The sequence below is a fragment of the Phytohabitans houttuyneae genome, assembly GCF_011764425.1.
GTDB classification, from domain to species: domain Bacteria; phylum Actinomycetota; class Actinomycetes; order Mycobacteriales; family Micromonosporaceae; genus Phytohabitans; species Phytohabitans houttuyneae.
This window is the reverse complement of record NZ_BLPF01000001.1, coordinates 2,280,801-2,298,942: the sequence shown is the minus strand read 5'-3', so window position 1 is coordinate 2,298,942 and position 18,142 is coordinate 2,280,801. Positions and strand designations below refer to the sequence as shown.

Genomic DNA, 18,142 nt, shown 5'->3' with positions numbered 1-18,142 from the left:
CCGTCCGGGCAAGGCTTTTCGAAGCAGGGCCTGGCACGCGCTGTGAGGCTGCTGGGCGCCGCCGCGCTAGCCGGGTTGTCGGCCGCCGCGGTGGCGTCGGCCCAGCTGTGGCTGGCTGGGCGGACCCGGGTCTACTACCCGGAGCAGGCGTTTCACGCCACCGACGCGTCGTACGGCAACCCGGCCTGGCCGGCGCAGTTGATCGTCGTAGCCTGGTGCACGACGAGTGCCGTGCTGGTGGGGGCCGCAGTGGCCGCGCCGCTGTCGCGGCATCTGCGGTGGCGGCACCTGGTCACGGCGGCGGCCGTGCTGGGATCGCTGGCCGCGATGCGATTGGCGACCGGGCCCGCGGCCAGGGCACAGGCAGCCTTCGACGCCGGTGCGGAGGCGGCGCGAGCGGTGGTGATCGGCGCCGCCCTTGGCGGCCTGATGGCGCTGGCGATCCAGCGGTGGCCGGGAGCCGGTCGATCCGCCGTCGTCTGGGTCGCCTGGATCTGGTGCACGGTGGCGGCCGGGGTGATCACGTACGAACACCACCGGCCGGGCACGGACCACATCGTGCCCGTGCCGGCGCTCACCGATCCGGGAGTGCGGCTGGTGGCACTCGCCGTACTGCTGGCGGCGCTGCTGGGCTGGTGGGCCGCCCGCCGCGCCGACCCGCACCCCGTGATCGGCGCGGTGAGCGGGCCGGCGATGCTCGTCGCCGTGTCCGTCGCGCTCCAGCCACTGGTGCCGGATGGTGATCACCGAGCGGTGGCGGTGACGCTGGGAAGCGCTTTTCTCTGGTCGTTGGCCGCGCTCTGCGGAGCCGCACTCGCCACGGTCGCGGTCCGCATTGGCCGCGAGCGAGTGGGCTCAACCGCATAGCGATCTCGGCCAGGTGCCGCCCATACTGGCGGCACCTGTCGCTTTCTAGTGCGGTGGCCATCGACGTTCACCCGGCCGGCGAAGCCGGTCCACGGTTGGCGGTCAGCGCACTAGCCGTCCGCAAAGTCGTCTGTGTCGTCCTGGCGTGTCCGAAGTGACACGTGTAACGTCCTGCATCGTGTCTTGTGGCGGAACCGCAATCTGCCACATGGCAGGTTTGCTCCACCTCACTGGTTGGATCATGACGTCGCCTGAGCCGCCCGCGGTCGCACGCCGCCGTGTTCGTCTCGCGTTGCGCGCGGCACGCGAGGCAAGAGGTTTCACCCAACAGCACGTGGCTGATGAGCTTGACTGGTCGCTGAGCAAGGTCAACCGCATCGAAAAGGGTGATGTCACCGTCTCCAAGACGGATCTGCTCGCGCTACTGGAGTTGTTCGGCGTCGATGACGACGGGCTGATCGACGAGTTGGTGCGCGCCTCCCGTTCGTCGCGGCAGCGGGGATGGTGGGACGAGCCGCGCTACCGCGAGCACCTGACCGCGCCGATGCTTCAGCTCCTGCAATTTGAGACAGAAGCGACAGCGATTCGCATCTTTCAGCCGACGCTTGTGCACGGCCCGTTCCAGACTCGGGCGTATGCGAGCGCCGTGCTCGATTTCTGGGCGCCGGAGCTCGCCCCGCTCATCCGCGAAGCGCGGCTGGAGACCCGGCTGCGCCGTGGCGAGCAGCTGCTCAACCGCGCCGACCCGCCGGAAATCTACTTCATCTTCGACGAGTCCCTCCTGCACCGCCCCGTGGGTGGCGTCGAGGTGATGGCGGAGCAGCTGCGCCAGCTCCTCGCCATCATGAGCCGCCCGGACGTGCGGGTTCGCGTCGTGCCGTTCGCCAAGGGGGCGCTTGTCGCGATGCTCGGCCCCTTTCTCATCTGCGATTTCGGCGATGAGGAAAATGCGGTTCTCTACCGGGAGACTTTGCTTCTCGACGAGGTCGTGCACGCTGGCGAAGCGCTTATGCGCCACCGCGGCTATTTCGAGCACCTCTGGCAGGAGTCGCTGAGCGAATCGGAGTCGGCAAGCCTGATTGCTGCGCGCGCGGAGCAGATGCTCGGCGAGCGATATAGCGGCGGCTAGATAAGCTTCGGCCCCGGTAATCCTCGAGAACAGTGTCGCGGACGCCCGTGGCCGGGGGTAACACACTCTCTGTTTACCTAATCCGAGGAGAACCGAATGGAGCAGACCGCCGAGCTGGTCTGGCGCAAGAGCGGGCGGTGCGACACAAACACATGTGTCGAGGTGGCCGAGTCCGGCCGCGACATCGCCATCCGCGACTCGAAGCGTCCAGATGGGCCGACGTTGCTCTTCACCAGGGCTGAGTGGGACGCCTTCGTGGGTGGTGTGCACGACGGCGACTTCCAGTTCGACTGAGTCCTGATGGAGGGGCGGCATCAGCGGCGAGCCTGCCGAAGATGCCGCCTCTTCCTTTCGGTCTGACGATTACGTATCGTGAGGATGCCCCTGCATAGAGCGGAGTCGGTGATGGCAGACACCGAACGCCTTCAATGGCACAGGAGTGCGCACTGCGAGTCAAATGCGTGTGTGGAAGTTGCACAAAAGAAGGACGAGGTGGTGGTTCGCGATGGAAAAGATCCGAATGGGCCGCGGCTGATCTTCTCGGCCCGGCAATGGATCACTTTCGTGGCCTGGCTGCATCAGCGCGTAGAGTGATCAGTTCACTACTTTCCCCGGTTTCCGTGTGAGATCCACCACCGGCTCCCCATTCATCCGCGTCTAGCTCTCTGGCCGTACCCCGATTTGCCGGTTCAGTACGGCTATGTGGGAGGTGTTGCGGATGGACCGCAGACGGGCGTTGACCATAGGCCTGGTGGTGGCCACAGCCGGAGCCGCGGCAGCGGTGACGATCCCGGCGGTGGCGACCACGAGAGGCGCGGCGCCCGGCGCGCCCGAGCCCGAGATGCTCTCGGCGCTCCAGCGCGACCTCGGTCTGACGCAGACGCAGGCGCGGACGCGGTTGACGTCCGAGCGCGCTGCCGGCCGTACCATCGCCGAGCTCAAGGCCGCCGCGGCCGACGCGTGGGGCGGTGCCTGGCTGAACAAGGACGCCACCACGCTGACCGTGGCGGTGACCGACCCCGCGCTCGCCAGCAAGGTGCGCGCCGCTGGCGCCGAGGTCAAGGTGGTCAGCCGCAGCGCCGCCGACCTCGACACGGTCAAGCGCGCGCTCGACCAGAGCTCGGAGGCGGCCACGCCCAACCTCCCCGGCTGGTACGTGGACGTCGCCACCAACACCGTCGTCGTGCTCGCCAACAAGGGCGGCGAGGCGGCGGCCCGCGAGTTCGCGAGCGGCGCGGGCGCGCCGGCCTCCAGCGTGCGGGTGGTGACGACGGAGGAGGCTCCGACACCCTTCTTCGACGTGCGCGGCGCCGACCCGTTCTTCATCAACAACGCCGCCCGCTGCTCGATCGGCTTCTCGGTCGTCGGCGGCTTCGTGACCGCCGGCCACTGTGGACAGGTCGGTGCCACGACGACGGGCTTCAACCAGCAGGCGCAGGGCACGTTCGCGGCGTCGTCCTTCCCCGGCGACGACTGGGGCGTGGTCGAGGTCAACGGTGACTGGACGCCGCGTCCCGTCGTCAACGACTTCAACGGCGGCGAGATCACCGTGGCGGGCGCGGAGGAAGCGCCGGTCGGCGCCTCGATCTGCCGCTCCGGCTCCACGACCGGCACCTTCTGCGGCGTGGTGCAGGCCAAGAACGCGACGGTCAACTACCCCGAGGGCACGGTGACCGGCCTGACCCGCACCGACGTGTGCGCCGAGCCCGGCGACTCGGGCGGCTCGTGGATGTCCGGCGACCAGGCGCAGGGCGTGACCTCGGGCGGCTCGGGCAACTGCACGGTGGGCGGCACCACGTTCTTCCAGCCGCTGGCCGAGATCCTCCAGATCAACCAGCTGACCCTCGTCACCTCCACCGGCGAGGTGGCCCCACCGCCCGCGACCGGCACCCCGCCGGCCAGCGAACCGCCCGCGCCCGAGCCCCCGGCGACCAGCGCGTGCGCCGACGAGGAGGTCGCGGTGGCCGGCGCGCTGAGCCGGACCGGCGCCCGCCAGTCCCAGCCGAACGGCCGCTTCTTCCGCACCGGCGCCGGGCGCCAGACCGCCTGCCTCGACGGCCCGGACGGCGCCGACTTCGACCTGTCCCTCCAGCGCTGGAACGGCCGTGCCTGGCAGACCGTGGCCCGCGCGACCGGCCCCGACGCGGACGAGACGCTGACCTTCAACGGCGACGCGGGCACCTACCGGTACCGCGTGCAGTCAAAGACCGGATCGGGTGACTACACGTTGGGGTTCTCCACCCCATGACCCAGGCGCGCCGCCCCCGGTCGCGGGGGCGGCGCGACAAGAATCTCAGCAAGGCGCTGCGGGCACATCCGGCCCCTGCCAGCCGGGCCCGCGGCGCGCCGCGAGCGGACCGCGCCTCCTCGGCCGCCGCGGCGGTCACGGAAAGAGCCCGTACACCGCCATCTCGGGCCGGCGGTGAGCGGGCGGGCCGGATGCCGGCGCCCAGGTACGGGGCGCCGGCATCCAGTCTTTGAATCTTTCTAGGTACGCGACACCAGGGCGGCGGCGCAAGGGCGGCATACGCTGGCCGGGTGGGGTACCGCGTGCTCACCACCGCGATCCTCGGGCTGCACTTCGCGTTCGTGGCCTATGTGGTCGTGGGTGGTTTCCTGGCCTGGCGATGGCCGCGCACCATCTGGCTGCACCTGGCCGCCGGGGCGTGGGGTTTCGTGGTGATCGCGGCGCGCCTGACCTGCCCCCTCACCTACGCCGAGGACTGGTCCCGCCGGCAGGCGGGGGAGCCGGGACTGACCAGGGGCTTCATCGACCGGTACATCGAAGGCGTCGTCTACCCCGAGCGGTTCACCACCCTGATGCAGGTGCTGGCCGCCACCGCGGTCGTCGGGTCGTGGGTCGGGTTCGTGGTGGTAATGCGACGGCGCCGCCCCCGCGGGGACGGCGCCGTGGCGGTGGTGCAGGCTACGGCAGGTCGGCCACCTCGTCGGCGAACTGGGCGCTCGTAACGATCGCCGCGTGCAGCAGCACCCCCAGCTGGGGAGCCGCCACGCCGTGCTCCAGGTCGGTGGTGATATCGCCGGCCAGGATGAGGTCGCCTTGGCCGGTGTCGTGCACGTACGCCTTGGGCAGCAGCTTGTCGTGGTTCCAGGCGTTGCAGAACGCGTACGCCTCCATGAGGCGGTCGGCCGGCAGGCGGCGCTGAGCCACCACGCGCACGTGGAGGATCTCGCCCTGCTCGCCCATCCGGTCGAACGTGACCATGCCCTTGCCCCACTGCCCGCCGATGGTGCCGTCCTCGTCGACGTAGTAGCGGTCGCCGCGGTCGTCCAGGGCTGCCGTGATGCCCTGCACGCTCAGCGGCGCCACGATCTCGTCGCGCCCCTCGGGGGCAGGCCGGGCTCGGTCATGTACGACGGGGTGGGCTGGTCCGGCGGCAGCTCCAGGCTCTCCAGCATCGGCTCGGCGGACATCCACTGCGCCATGCGGCGGGACTGGTGGTCGGTGCCGTTGCGGGCGTCGAACTGGCCGGCGATCTCGCGGGCCTGCGCGGCCAGGTCGGCGCCGAGCTGCTCCAGCGTGAGGTCGGCCTCGGGACGGCTCTCGAAAGCCGGCCGGTGCACGATCCGCCCGGTCGGAGCGGCCAGCCGGCACACCAGCGCGCCGATCGCGGCGAACTCCATCGCCGAAGCGTCGTCGTACGGCCGGTCGAGCCAGCTCAGGTGCTCGGCGAGGATGTCGACCGCCCGGTCGACGTTGCCGGTCAGCACGCAGAAGCGCATGTGCTCGGGCAGGAACGAGAAGGCGTCGCGCTCGTGGCGGTGGCGGCGGTACGCCCGCACGTGCGCCTTCGCCGCCTCCTCGTAGCGGCCCAGCTTCAGGTACGGCATGAGCACCGCGACGAGCGCCTTCTCCGGCTGCTCGGCACAGCCCAGCACGCCGCTGAGCACGGGCTCGACGGTCTGGACGGCGTCGTTCCACTCGCCCCAGCCGGCCAGCAGCTCGGCCTGGCGGGAGGGGTCGCAGCCGGCGCAGTCGCTGTTTTCGTCCCGCTCGGCGGTGCGCCACAGGTCGAACCACTTGCGCGCCTCCGGCTCGTCACCGATGTGGTCGGCGATCTTGCAACGGAGGTTGTAGATGGTCTGCATGCTGTGCCCGCCGGCCCGGAAGCGCCGCTCCATGTCGTCGAGCGCGGCCTGCGTCTGCGCCAGCCCCACGCGCGGCGTGCTGCGCAGCGTGGCGACCGCCCACTTGTGGTACCAGCGCAGCTGCTCGCCGTCCCACTCCTCGAACATCGAGGGGTCGCGGTCGTACGCCGCCAGGCACCACCCGAACGCGGGCAGCATGCGCCACCGCTCGGTGTGGTTGTTGTACGCGTCGATCAGGTCGATCCGGGCGTCGTAGCCCAGCCGCACGTCACCGGCGGCGTCGGCGTGCGCCGCGATGCGCTCCAGCTCGGCGATCTTGCCGTCGCCGTCGGGCAGGTCACGCGCCTCTTCGAGGGCTTCCTGCAGCTCATGCGTGGTGGTCATTCGGTCTCCCCTATACCTGCGGTCCGCCGCCACAGAATCGCTGGGTCAGATGATTCGCTCGCAAGCTCGCTCATGTCTTCTCCGGATCAGACGAGGGAAGCGAAGGAATGTCGGTGAAGGCGCGATCCAGCAACGCCAGGAACGACCGGTTCAGCGCCGCCGTGTCGACCGCGCGCAGCGGGTGGTGGCCGGCCAGCAGCGCCTGCCCGTACAGGGCCTCGACGGCGTGGCGCAGCGCGGGCCCCGGCGGGTACGACGTGATCTTCCGGATCAGCGGGTGGCGCCAGTTGAAGACCAGCTCCGGCCGGTGCTCCACGGTCACGTCGTTGAACGCCGAGAGCACGTCCGACCACAGCTCGTCGACCGCCTCGATGCTGCGCCGCACGGTGTCCTGGGTGCGCGCCTTCTGGCTCATCACGTACAGGGCGGGCATCGTCACCGGGTCGAACTGGCGGATCTGCGGGACGCAGTCCAGCTCGCGCAGCACCGCCCGCGCGGTCTCCAGGAACGGTGCCACCAGCGCCTCCTGGCCCGGCGGCAGCGGGTCCAGCCGCGCGGCGAGCTCACCGGGGTCGAGGCGGCGCACCCGCGCCTCGGTGTCCACCCTGGACAGTCGCTCCAGGATCTCGGTGTCGTACGCGTAGCCGGCGTTGACCACCGGCGTGCCGGCGGCACTGGCGATCGCGGCCAGCGAGCGGAACTCGTCGACCGTCTCCACGTACCGGATCATCGACAGCCCGCGGCGGAAGACCCGAAGCGGCATCGTGCCCCGGCTCGTCTCGAACGGCAGCCACGCGTCGACGAGCTTGAGCATCTCGTCGTCGCGCACCGCGAGCGCCTTGACGCCCAGGTGGTGCACGCGCAGGAACGCGGCCAGCCGGTCGGGGTCGTTGACCGACAGGTCCAGCAGCCAGGTGCGGATCTGCTCGCCGAGCCCGACGCGCACCGTGGAGAGCAGATCGTCCTCGTACAGCGCCTCGCGGCTCGCGGTCGGCCGCAGCATGCTCGTGTCGACCACGCACCGCACGAAGAACGCCCACTCCGGCACCAGCTTGGACGCGTCCTCGCTGAGCAGCATGCGCTTGAGGTACACGCGGTGGCCGCCCTGCCCGACCTGGGCCGGCGAGGCGAGCACGAAGCCGACGCCGCGCAGCCCCGCCTCGGGCACGCCGAGGTCGATGACCTCCATCGGGCGGCTGCCGAGCAGCTTCGCGCCGTACTCCAGGAGCGCCGCGCGGCGTACCTCCGGATCGTCGTAGGTGACCTCCCACGGAGCCTGCGGCTCGGTGATCCGCTCGCCACCGACGGTGACCTCGACATCCAGCAGGTGGGCGTACGACGACGCGAGCTCGCGCACGGTGGCCGGGGTCAGCCAGTGCTCCGCGCCGGTGCGCGGGCGGAGGGTGACCGTCGTGCCGACCTCCGCGGCCTCGGCGGTGCCGACCGTGTAGCGGCCGTCGGAGTACCCGGTCCAGCTGACCGCGTCACCGCCCTTGGCCGAGCGGGAGACCACCTCGATCGCGTCCGCGACCATGAAGCAGGACAGCAGGCCGATGCCGAACTGGCCGAGGTAGTCCTGCCGGGCGAAGCCCAGGTCGTCGCGCTTGGAGGTGCGCCCGACGCTGGCCAGGAACGTGTGCACCTCCGCCTCGGTGAGCCCGATGCCGTTGTCGGTCACGCGCAGCGCGCCGCCGGGCAGCGGCTCGATGACCACGCGGCCGGCCGGGGCCTCCGGGTCCGCGGCGCGACGCGCGGTGATCGCGTCGGTGCCGTTCTGCAACAGCTCGCGTACGAAGACGCGCGGGCTCGCGTACAGGTGGTGGCTGAGCAGGTCGACCACGCCGCGAAGGTCAACCTGGAAGCGATGCTCGCCAACTCGCTCGCTCACTGTGCCCCCTGGTTCGCTCGCTCGTGCGGCGCTGGAGGCGACGTCTTCCTCCGCCACCCCGAAACCCCGACTTCGTCGGCGGGGTGGCTCCGTCCAGACGCCGCCGCGCCAACTCGCTCGCTCACTGTGCCCCCTGGTTCGCTCGCTCGTGCGGCGCTGGAGGCGACGTCTTCCTCCGCCACCCCGAAACCCCGACTTCGTCGGCGGGGTGGCTCCGTCCAGACGCCGCCGCGCCAACTCGCTCGCTCACGGTGCCTTCAGACTCGCGGCGGCTTCGGCCAGCTGGCAGCCGGTCGAGATGCCGCAGCCGATGAGCTGGTCGAGCTGGTGGTGGGAGACCCCGCGCTCGAGGTCGGTGGTGACCTCGCCGAAGACGCGGACGGTGCCGTCGTCGTTGACGTGGACGAACGCCTTCGGCCACAGGCGGTCGTGGTTCCACTCGTTGCAGAACGCGTAGAGGCGCGGCACGTCGTCGACGGTGAACTCGGTCGCGGCGAGCGTGCGCACCTGGAGCATCTCGCCCTGGGAGCCGCGGCGGAAGAACCAGATGAGGTTGTCGTCCCACATTCCGCCGATATCGCCGTCGTCGTCAGTGCCGAAGTTGTATTCGCGGGCGCTCAACACCTGCGCGATCAGCTCGTTGGTGAGCGGCGCGAGGGTCTGCACCTCGCCGTCGGATGGCATGCGAGAAATGTCCCTTCGGATGTGGCTGCAGTCTTCCGGTGTCGCTCACCGCGTGGCGAGCGGTGCCCAAGTCCCCGGGGCACGATACGACGGCGGTGCCAACGCCGGATCAAAGCCCCCGGGCGCGAGATGTCCCGCCTGGATCGAGCCGGCCAACCCGCCGCTGGGCCCCCAACCAGCCCGGCGCCGCGCCCAAAAATGACACGCCACCCCGGGCGCGCTTCCGTCGTACCTTGTGGCTACCGTGTGATCCTAGGGCCTATGGCTGGCCGCGCGACCCAGGCGAGTCGGCGGCGCGGCGCGTCCACCGCTCGCGCCGCGAGTGGTCGCGCCCGGCAGACCTCCCGCACCCGGCGCCGCACCTCGACGACCAGCCCGGCCATTCTGGTCGGCCGCGGTGTCCGTGCGGTCTGGATGGGCCTCGCACACAGCGTCGGATGGCTGGTCCGGGGCGTCGGCCGCCAAGCCGCCACCGCCCGCGAGCTGGACCCCGAGCACCGCCGTGACGGCGGCGGCCTGCTTCTGCTGGGCCTGTCGATCCTGACCGGTGTCGCCGTCTGGTTCTCCGGCGCCGGACCGGTCGGTGAGCGGGTGGCCGACTCCGTGCGGCTCTTCCTCGGCGCCATCGCCGCCGCGCTGCCCCTGCTGCTGCTGGTCGCCGCGATCCGCCTCATGCGCGAGCAGAGCGACCCTGAGCACCGCGGCCGCGGCCTGGTCGGCTGGTCCGCGCTCATCCTGTCCGCGGCCGGCCTGCTGCACCTGGCGCAGGACCCGATCGACAACGCCCAGCGCGACTACGCGGGCGGGCTGATCGGCGCCGGCGTGGGCGGCCTGCTCGAGCGGGCGGTGACCGAGTGGGTGGCGATGCCGCTGCTCGTCCTGCTGCTCCTCTTCGGCCTGCTGGTGATCACGGCTACCCCGATCAACAAGGTCCCCGAGCGGCTGGGCCTGCTCGTCGGCTCGCTCCTCGGCCGGCCGCTGCCGCCCTCCTCCGACGACGAAGACGAGGTGGAGGAAGAGGAGGAAGAGGCCCCGCCGGTGCGGCGCCGGTCCAGCAGCCGCCGCCGGGTGGCGAGCAAGGCCGACGACCCCCAGGAGTCCGGGGAGCCGGGCGAGGAGGAGATCGTCCACGACACGGTGCTCCTGCCCCGCAAGCCACCGGCCTCGGTGCCGGCCGCCCGCAAGGTCGTCGAGCCGCCCGAGCACTCGCCGCCGCCGACCCGCGCCGAGCAGCTGGCCATCACCGGCATGGCCGGCGACTACAAGCTGCCCCGCCCAACCTGCTCAAGCAGGGTGCGGCGGCCAAGAGCCGCAGCAAGGCAAACGACGAGGTCATCGCCGCGCTGCAGGGCGTGTTCGAGCAGTTCGACGTGGACGCGGCGGTCACCGGCTTCACCCGCGGGCCGACGGTCACCAGGTACGAGGTGGAGCTGGGCCACGGCGTCAAGGTCGAGCGGATCACGCAGCTGTCGCGCAATATCGCGTACGCGGTGAAGTCCCCCGATGTGCGGATCCTCAGCCCGATTCCGGGCAAGAGCGCGGTCGGGGTGGAGATCCCCAACTCCGACCGCGAAGACGTGGCGCTCGGCGACGTGCTCAGGTCCCGCGCCGCCACGTCCGACCACCACCCCATGCTGGTGGCGCTCGGCAAGGACATCGAGGGTGGCTACGTGGTGGCCAACCTGGCGAAGATGCCCCACATCCTGATCGCCGGCGCGACCGGTGCGGGCAAGTCGTCCTGCCTCAACTCGCTGCTCGTCTCGATCCTGACCCGCGCGACGCCGGACGAGGTGCGGCTGATCCTGATCGACCCGAAGCGGGTGGAGATGACCGCGTACGAGGGCATCCCGCACCTCGTCACGCCGATCATCACCAACCCGAAGAAGGCCGCCGACTCGCTCGACTGGGTCGTCCGCGAGATGGACATGCGGTACGACGACCTGGCCGCCGCCGGCGTGCGCCACATCGACGACTACAACCGCAAGGTACGCGGCGGGCAGGTCAAGCCGCCGCCGGGCAGCGAGCGGGAGATCCGCCCGTACCCGTACCTGCTGGTCATCGTCGACGAGCTGGCGGACCTGATGATGGTCGCGCCGCGCGACGTGGAGGACTCGGTCGTCCGGATCACCCAGCTGGCCCGCGCTGCCGGCATCCACCTGGTGCTGGCCACCCAGCGCCCCTCGGTCGACGTCGTCACCGGCCTGATCAAGGCCAACGTGCCGTCCCGCCTGGCGTTCGCGACCTCGTCGCTGGCCGACTCGCGGGTCATCCTCGACCAGCCCGGCGCGGAAAAGCTGATCGGCCGCGGCGACGGCCTGTTCCTGCCGATGGGTGCCTCGAAGCCGATCCGCATCCAGGGCGCGTGGGTCAACGAGTCCGAGATCACCGACGTGGTGAAGTTCTGCAAGGACCAGCGCGAGCCGGAGTTCCGGCCGGACGTGCTGGCCCCGTGCAGGACCCGAAGAAGAAGATCGACGAGGATATCGGCGACGACCTCGACCTGCTCGTGCAGGCGATCGAGCTCGTCGTCACCTCGCAGTTCGGCTCGACCTCGATGCTGCAGCGCAAGCTGCGGGTCGGCTTCGCCAAGGCGGGCCGCCTGATGGACCTGATGGAGACCCGAGGCATCGTCGGCCCGAGCGAGGGCTCCAAGGCGCGCGACGTGCTCGTCAAGCCCGACGAGCTGGAAGAGGCGCTGGCCCAGCTCCGTCCCGAGTAGCGGAAGCGAAACGTCCGGAACCCGTTCTAGCGTGACGGCCATGGACATTGTTTTGATCGCCGGCCTCTGGCTCGACGGATCCGCCTGGGACGGTGTCGCCTCCGCACTCGAGCCGCTCGGCCACCGCCCCATCCCGCTCACCCTCCCGGGACAGGGCGACGGATCCGGCTCCGCGACGTTCGACGACCAGGTGGCGGCCGTGCTCGCCGCCGTCGACTCGGCGTCCGGAAGGCCGATGGTGGTGGGGCACTCGGCCGCCTGCACGCTGGCCTGGCTGGCCGCCGACGCACGGCCCGAGCGGGTGGCCACGGTCGCGCTCATCGGCGGCTTCCCGTCCGGCGACGGGGAGGTCTACGCCGACTTCCTCCCGATCGAGGCAGGCGCCATGCCCTTTCCCGGCTGGGGCCCGTTCGAGGGGCGGACGCCGCCGACCTCGACGAGCAGGCCAGGCAGCGGTTCGCCGCCGCCGCCATCCCGGTGCCCGAGGCCGTGGCCCGCGGCGTGGTGCGGCTGACCGACGAGCGGCGGTACGACGTGCCGGTGCTTGTCGTGTGCCCCGAGTTCACGCCGGAGCAGGCGCGCGGATGGATCGACGGCGGTGACGCGCCCGAGCTGGCCAAGGCCAAGCACCTCGACCTCGTCGACATCGACTCGGGACACTGGCCGATGCTCACCCGGCCGGACGAGCTCGCGCGGCTGCTCGCGACCGCGGCGGCCAACGCCTGACCTGCCGCAAGGGGCCTCGCACCCTCTATTGTCAATTTGTGGAGGATTTAGAGGCGTTGGCGCTGCTGACCGACCCTGTGCGGCGGTCGGCGTACCAGGTGGTGGCCGAGGCCGGCGCCGAGCCGCTGGGGCGGGACGAGGTCGCCACGGCACTCGGGGTCGGCCGCACGCTCGCCGCGTTCCATCTCGACAAGCTCGTCGACGCCGGCCTGCTGGAGGTGTCGTTCGCGCGGCGGAGCGGGCGTTCCGGGCCGGGTGCCGGGCGGCCCGCGAAGCTCTACCGGCGGGCGGCCGGCGAGCGTGCCGTGAGCGTGCCGCCGCGGTCCTACCTGTCCGCCGCCGAGCTGCTCGCCGAGGGCATCGAGCGCGCCGGCGCCGACGCGGCGGCCTACGACGTCGCCCGCCGGCGCGGGCGGGAGGCGGGAGCGGCCGCCGGGGTGGGCGCCGACCCCGTCGAGGTGCTCGCCGGCCGCGGCTACCAGCCCGAGACCGACGATTCGCTGGTACGCCTGCGCAACTGCCCCTTCCACCAGCTCGCCCAGCGCTTCCCGCCGCTGGTCTGCGGCATGAACCTGGCGCTCGTCGAGGGAGTGCTGGAGGGCGCCGCCGCGGAGGGCTGGTCGGCCCGGCTGGATCCGGTGCCGGACCACTGCTGCGTGAGCCTTTCTAAAAACAAGAGCGATGATTTATAGTACGGCCGTGAGCGAATATCACTTGGCCCAGCTCAACGTCGCCTATCCCCGCGCGCCGCTCGACGACCCCTCCATGGCGGGCTTCGTCGACGAGCTCGCGCTCATCAACGCACGCGCGGACGCCGCACCCGGCTTCGTGTGGCGGCTCGTCGGGGAGGGTGCGGACGACGCCACCGCCCTGCGCCCGTTCGGGCCCGACCTGATGGTGAACATGTCGGTCTGGGAGTCGGTCGAGGCGCTGCGCGACTTCACGTACCGCGACGCCACCCACCTGGAGCAGCTGCGCCGCCGCCGGGAGTGGTTTTCGCACCAGGCGCTCGGCTCGCACCTCGTGCTGTGGTGGGTGCCGGCCGGCACGGTGCCGACGCTGCGGGAGGCGCGCGAGCGGCTGGCGCTGCTCGACCGCGATGGCCCCGGCCCGGAGGCGTTCACGCTCCGCGAGCCGTACCCGATGCCCTCGGCCTCAGGAGGCGGCGAGCGAGTGGCGGTCGCCGGCCAGTAGCTCGGCGGCCGCGTCCGGCGTCAGCGGCGGGGACAGCAGGTTGCCCTGGCCCAGCGGGCAACCCAGCGCGAGCAGGGCGGCCCGCTGCTCCTCGGTCTCCACGCCCTCGGCCACCACGCCGAGGCGCAGCGAGTCGGCGATCGCCAGCACGGCCCGCACGATGCCGCGGTCGGTGTCGCTGGCCGCCACCCCGCCGACGAACGACTGGTCCACTTTGAGCAGGTCGATCGGAAACCACTTGAGGTAGTTGAGGCTGGAGTACGACGTGCCGAAGTCGTCGAGCGCGAAGTGCAGCCCGGCCGTGCGCAGCACCGCCGCGCTCTCGGTGACGTCTTCGCGCAGGTAGCTGTGCTCGGTCACCTCCAGGCACACGTCGCCGGGGTCCACTCCGGAGCGCTGCACGATGTCGAGCAGCTCGCGGGCCAGGTGCGGCTGCTGCAGCTGCACCGGCGACAGGTTGACGTTGACCCGGATCCGCTTCGCGCCCATCGCACCCCACCGGGCCAGCTCGCGGCAGGACTGCTCGAGCACCCAGTGTCCGATGGGGACGATCGCGCCGGTCTCCTCGGCGAGCGGGATGAACACGTCCGGCGGCACCGGCCCGCGCTGCGGATGCGTCCACCGCAGCAACGCCTCGAACGCCACCACCTGCCCGCTGCCCAGGTCGCAGATCGGCTGGTAGTGCACCGCGAACTGGTCGCCCTCCAGCGCGCCGAGCAGGTCGGAGCGCAGCCCCAGCCGGTCCAGCGAACGGCTCGACGCGGCGTCGTCGAACACCTCGATCAGCCCGAGGCCGCGGTCCTTGGCCGCGTACATGGCGGCGTCGGCGTCGCGGAGCATCGCGCTCGCCGTGGTACGGCGGCGCACGCCGAGCACACCGCCGACGCTCGCCGAGATGCGCACCGGCTCGTCGTGCAGCCGGAACGTGTCGTCCAGCGCGCGGGCCACCCGCCGGCCGACCTGCGCGACGTCGGCGAGGTCACCCACGCCGTCGAGCACCACGACGAACTCGTCGCCGCCGAACCGTCCGAGCAGGTCGCCGGGGCGCAGGCTGTGCCGCAGGCGGGCGGCCACCTGCTTGAGCAGGTCGTCGCCGGCCTCGTGACCGAGCCGGTCGTTGACCGCCTTGAACCTGTCGAGGTCGCAGAAGAGCAACCCCACGTGGCCGGCGCCCTCGGCGTCGGCCAGCGCCTCGGTCAGCCGCTGCGCCACGAGCGTGCGATTGGCCAGCCCGGTCAGCGGGTCGTGGGTGGCGCGCAGGCGCAGCTCGTCTTCCAGCCGCTTGCGGTCGTCGATCACGCGCGAGGAGAGCACCACGGTGCCGCCGGCCGACGGTGCCGGGCGCAGCGCGCTCTCCACCCAGGTCCAGTGGCCTGAGCCGGTGCGCAGCCGGTACTCCACCTTGTCTCCGGAGGCGGCACCCGCCAGCGCGCTCTCCAGCCGCTCGCGGTCGTCGGGGTGGACGAAGTCGGTCACCCGCCTCCCCACCAGCCGGTCCGGCTCGCGGGCCAGCTCCCGACCGTGCGAGGGCGAGGCGTACGCGAAGCGGCCGTCCGGGCCGACCATCGCCACAAGGTCGCTGATCGAGTCGGTGATCAGGCGCAGCGACGACTCGCTCTGGCCGAGCGCGCGGTACAGCTCGGCGTTGCTGATCGCGGCCGCCACGTAGTTGGCGAACACGGCGAGGATCTCGACCGCCTCGCCGGTCATCGGGCGGGGCAGCGAACGGGCCGCGTAAAGCAGCGCGCACGGCTCGCCGTCGCGCATCACCGGCACGCAGATGAGGCGCCGGTGGCCGTCGAGCAGCGTGTACGGCGTGCCGCGGCACACCTCCTCCCACCCCGGCAGCCAGTCGCCCGGCTCGAGCGTGTCGTCGACACCGCTGTGCGCCTGCCGCACCGCGCGGCCGTCGCGGACGGTGATCACCCAGGCGTCGTCGGCGGTGGTCAGCTCGCGCAGCAGGGTGGCGGCCTCGTCGAGCAGCGGAGACAGGTCGAGGTGGCGGGCCAGCAGGTGGCCGGACTGGGCGAGGCGGGCCATGACCGCGCTCTGCTCGCGCTCGCGCAGCGCCATCCGCAGCCGGTGCGTCACCGACGCCAGCACCTGCAGGTCGAGCTGGGTGAACTCCTCGCCCGTGCTCCGGCACAGCACCAGCACGTCGCCCGGGTCGGCGGTGAGGTCGAGCGGGATCCACACCGCGAAGCGGGTGCCGAGCGCGGCCAGCGGCGCGGGCATCGCCTCCGCGCCCGTCGCGCCCAGCGTGGCGACCCCCGCCCGGCCGAGCAGCGCGGCGGCCTCCGCGGGCAGGCTCCAGCCCGTGCCGTGCGCCGGGTCGTCTTCGGCCAGGCCGCAGGAGTGGTGCACGACCATCTGCGGCGGCGCGACGTGGGCGAGCATCGTCACGTCCGCGGAGAACACGTCGGAGAGGACCTGCAGCATCCGGTCGGTCAGTTCCTCCGGCGAGGACGGCTGGCCGACGGCCGCGAGCAGCCGGATCAGGCGCGTCGTGTCCCGGTACGCCTCGCGAACCGCGCTGGACGCCTCGTCCAGCTGCTTTCGCAGCGCCGCAACCTGCTCAATCCCCCGCCCGGCTCTCTCACAGCAACTCCGGGTTCGCTCGCTCGCGCGGCGCTGAAGGCGACGCCTTCCTCCGCCGGCCCGAAACCCCGACTTCGTCGGCGGGCCGGCTCCGTCCAGGCGCCGCCGCGCCAGCTCGCTTTCTCACAGTGCTATCGCCGCCACCGTGGCGTTGTGGTAGCCGGCGACGCTTGTCGTGCGGGCGAACTCGCCGTAGGTGAAGAAGCCGAACGTGGGCACACTGGCGGCCGCCGCCTGCAGGCGACGGGCCTCCTCGGCGCCGCGGTCGCGGAGGATGTCGAAGCGGGCGACGCAGCTGAAGACAAGCAGCACGCCCGGCTCGCGCCCGGAGACCGCGCCGGACGCGATGCCGTCGGCGACCTCCAGCAGGTCGTCGGGCTCGCACGCCATGATCTGGACCGCGGAGTACGGCGGGAGCGGCGCGAACGTGTGGACCTGGCCCTCCTCGTCCAGGTACGCCCCGCGGACCAGCTGGGTGCCGTCCGGCTCGATCAGCCCGAGCGCGTGCGAGCGCGGCCAGCCGTCCACCGGCGCGTACCGCAGGGCGCGCTCCACCTCCTCGCCGTGCGGGAAGTGCTCGCGGAAGGCGTCGAGCGCCGGCCGCCCGCCGATCTCGTGCAGCACCGTGCCGTCGACGCGGGTGACAAGCAGCGGGAGGCTCACCGGCCGCCAGCCGTGCGCCACCACCACGTCGAGGCGGTGGGGCGAGTCGATCCACACCGCCACCGCGGCGTCGGTCAGCACCTCGCCGTCGTGGAAGACGAAGGTCCGCTCCAGCCGCCGGTCGTCGCCGGCCGCACCGCCGGCCACCGGCACCGACGCACCCGCCACCCGGTGGACGCCGCTGAGCAGCGTCTGCTGGTGGCCGGCGAGCCCGTCGGAGAGCAGGATGATCGCCGCGTGCGCGAGCCGCTCCGGACCGGCGGCGGCGCGGGCCGCGCGGGTCATCTCCCGACCGGCGGCGAACGCGTCCTCGCGCAGGCCGGTGGCCGAGGCGACGCCGAACCGGTACGGCCCGGGTCCGAGCACCAGCACCACCACGCCCTCGCCCGGCTCGACCAGCACGCCGTCGTGGAAGTGGCCGCTGGACGAGGCGCCCACCAGCGGTGCCGTGCCGGTGACCGCGCGGACGCCGTCGAGCAGCTCGCCGAGGTCGTAGCGGACCGAGGTGAACACGATGACGAGGGTGGCCGGCGCGCCCGCCAGGCTTGCCGCGGCGGCCGAGGCGGCGGCGTAGCCGGCCTCCCGCGAGTCGGCCAGCTCACTCGCGCCGACGCCGGTGAGCTGGCGCGGTGCGGTCACTGTCGGAGTGGACCCTTGGTCACGCTGGGTAAACACGACGTATCTTCGCACACTCCCTTGGGGTTGCGGGTACCCCTCTGTGATCACTTAGACACGTTCGATGATCACCAGTGGGATCTCGCGCTCGGTCTGCGCCTGGTAGTCGTCATAGGCCGGCCAGATCCCGGTCATGATCTGCCAGAGGCGGGGCTTCTCGTCCGGGTCCGCGGACCGTGCCCGCGCGGGAAACCGCTCGTCGAAGACCTGCACGAGCACTTCGGGATCCGCCGAGAGGTTCTGGTACCAGATGGGGTGTTCCGCCCGCCCGCCGGCGGAGGCGACCACGAGGTACCGATCGCCGTCGCGGCCGTAGATCAGTCCGGTGCGGCGGGCCCGCCCCAGCTCGCGGTCGCGGGTGGTGAGCAGGAGCGTGGGCGCGCCGTTCCAGATATGTCCGTCCTCGCCACCGGTGCGCACGTAGCGGCTCAGGTGCTCTTCCTGCCAGCTGCCGGCGGGCGGGTCGAGTGGGTGATCAACATCGATGTCCGTCACTCCGGGGATG

Annotated in this window: 15 protein-coding genes and 3 pseudogenes; 11 read left to right on the top strand and 7 right to left on the bottom strand. The window is 71.8% G+C overall.

What is annotated here, in order from left to right:
- The first annotated feature begins 42 nt into the window (after positions 1-42).
- The 6 genes from Phou_RS10075 to Phou_RS10050 all read left to right on the top strand — a co-directional run bounded on the left by Phou_RS10075 (position 43) and on the right by Phou_RS10050 (position 4,966).
- Positions 43-867 (top strand): hypothetical protein, encoded by an 825-nt coding sequence (locus Phou_RS10075; protein ID WP_173055592.1) that lies wholly within the window; start codon positions 43-45, stop codon positions 865-867.
- 208 nt (positions 868-1,075) lie between these two features.
- Positions 1,076-1,996 (top strand): helix-turn-helix domain-containing protein, encoded by a 921-nt coding sequence (locus Phou_RS10070; protein ID WP_308784436.1) that lies wholly within the window; start codon positions 1,076-1,078, stop codon positions 1,994-1,996.
- A 96-nt stretch (positions 1,997-2,092) separates the two neighbouring features.
- On the top strand, positions 2,093-2,290 hold the full coding sequence (locus Phou_RS10065; protein WP_173055587.1) for a DUF397 domain-containing protein: 198 nt from the start codon (positions 2,093-2,095) through the stop codon (positions 2,288-2,290).
- A 111-nt stretch (positions 2,291-2,401) separates the two neighbouring features.
- Complete coding sequence (locus tag Phou_RS10060) at positions 2,402-2,590, top strand: DUF397 domain-containing protein (RefSeq protein WP_173055585.1); 189 nt, start codon at positions 2,402-2,404, stop codon at positions 2,588-2,590.
- Positions 2,591-2,714: 124 nt separating this feature from the next.
- Complete coding sequence (locus Phou_RS10055; RefSeq protein ID WP_173055583.1) at positions 2,715-4,244, top strand: S1 family peptidase; 1,530 nt, start codon at positions 2,715-2,717, stop codon at positions 4,242-4,244.
- Between the two features lie 290 nt (positions 4,245-4,534).
- A complete protein-coding gene (locus Phou_RS10050; RefSeq protein WP_173055581.1) occupies positions 4,535-4,966 on the top strand; it encodes a DUF2784 domain-containing protein in 432 nt (143 codons plus the stop codon).
- Here the strand turns inward: Phou_RS10050 and Phou_RS10045 are convergent.
- From Phou_RS10045 to Phou_RS10030, 4 genes are all read right to left on the bottom strand, one after another.
- Positions 4,923-5,327 (bottom strand): type III secretion system chaperone family protein, encoded by a 405-nt coding sequence (locus tag Phou_RS10045; protein ID WP_173055579.1) that lies wholly within the window; start codon positions 5,325-5,327, stop codon positions 4,923-4,925. The genes Phou_RS10050 and Phou_RS10045 overlap by 44 nt on opposite strands.
- Positions 5,315-6,490, bottom strand: coding sequence for a hypothetical protein (locus Phou_RS10040; RefSeq protein ID WP_173055577.1), 1,176 nt, complete (start codon positions 6,488-6,490; stop codon positions 5,315-5,317). The genes Phou_RS10045 and Phou_RS10040 overlap by 13 nt, the downstream gene beginning before the upstream one ends.
- A 70-nt stretch (positions 6,491-6,560) precedes the next feature.
- Positions 6,561-8,378 carry an HSP90 family protein gene (locus Phou_RS10035; RefSeq protein WP_173055575.1) on the bottom strand — a complete coding sequence of 606 codons (1,818 nt, stop codon included), beginning with the start codon at positions 8,376-8,378 and terminating at the stop codon, positions 6,561-6,563.
- Between the two features lie 246 nt (positions 8,379-8,624).
- On the bottom strand, positions 8,625-9,062 hold the full coding sequence (locus Phou_RS10030) for a type III secretion system chaperone family protein (protein ID WP_173055573.1): 438 nt from the start codon (positions 9,060-9,062) through the stop codon (positions 8,625-8,627).
- A gap of 261 nt (positions 9,063-9,323) precedes the next feature.
- Here Phou_RS10030 and Phou_RS55410 point away from each other — a divergent pair.
- From Phou_RS55410 to Phou_RS10005, 5 genes and pseudogenes are all read left to right on the top strand, one after another.
- Positions 9,324-10,026: pseudogene (locus Phou_RS55410) on the top strand (DNA translocase FtsK 4TM domain-containing protein); the annotation flags it as partial.
- Between the two features lie 170 nt (positions 10,027-10,196).
- Positions 10,197-11,781: pseudogene (locus Phou_RS55405) on the top strand (DNA translocase FtsK); the annotation flags it as partial.
- Positions 11,782-11,812: 31 nt separating this feature from the next.
- Positions 11,813-12,507: pseudogene (locus tag Phou_RS10020) on the top strand (alpha/beta fold hydrolase).
- 38 nt (positions 12,508-12,545) lie between these two features.
- Positions 12,546-13,199, top strand: a complete 654-nt coding sequence (locus tag Phou_RS10010; RefSeq protein WP_173055567.1) for a helix-turn-helix transcriptional regulator — start codon at positions 12,546-12,548, stop codon at positions 13,197-13,199.
- A 7-nt stretch (positions 13,200-13,206) separates the two neighbouring features.
- Entirely contained in the window at positions 13,207-13,701 is a 495-nt protein-coding gene (locus tag Phou_RS10005; RefSeq protein ID WP_218578928.1) for a DUF3291 domain-containing protein, read from the top strand.
- On the opposite strand, the gene Phou_RS10000 is transcribed toward Phou_RS10005, so the two are convergent.
- From Phou_RS10000 to Phou_RS09990, 3 genes are all read right to left on the bottom strand, one after another.
- Positions 13,663-16,140: a putative bifunctional diguanylate cyclase/phosphodiesterase gene (locus tag Phou_RS10000; RefSeq protein WP_173055563.1), complete on the bottom strand. Its 2,478-nt coding sequence runs from the start codon at positions 16,138-16,140 to the stop codon at positions 13,663-13,665. The two genes, Phou_RS10005 and Phou_RS10000, sit on opposite strands and share 39 nt — an antisense overlap.
- Before the next feature lie 282 nt (positions 16,141-16,422).
- Positions 16,423-17,601, bottom strand: a complete 1,179-nt coding sequence (locus Phou_RS09995) for an FIST signal transduction protein (protein WP_173055561.1) — start codon at positions 17,599-17,601, stop codon at positions 16,423-16,425.
- Between the two features lie 87 nt (positions 17,602-17,688).
- On the bottom strand, positions 17,689-18,132 hold the full coding sequence (locus Phou_RS09990) for a nitroreductase family deazaflavin-dependent oxidoreductase (protein WP_371872098.1): 444 nt from the start codon (positions 18,130-18,132) through the stop codon (positions 17,689-17,691).
- Between the last annotated feature and the right edge of the window lie 10 nt (positions 18,133-18,142).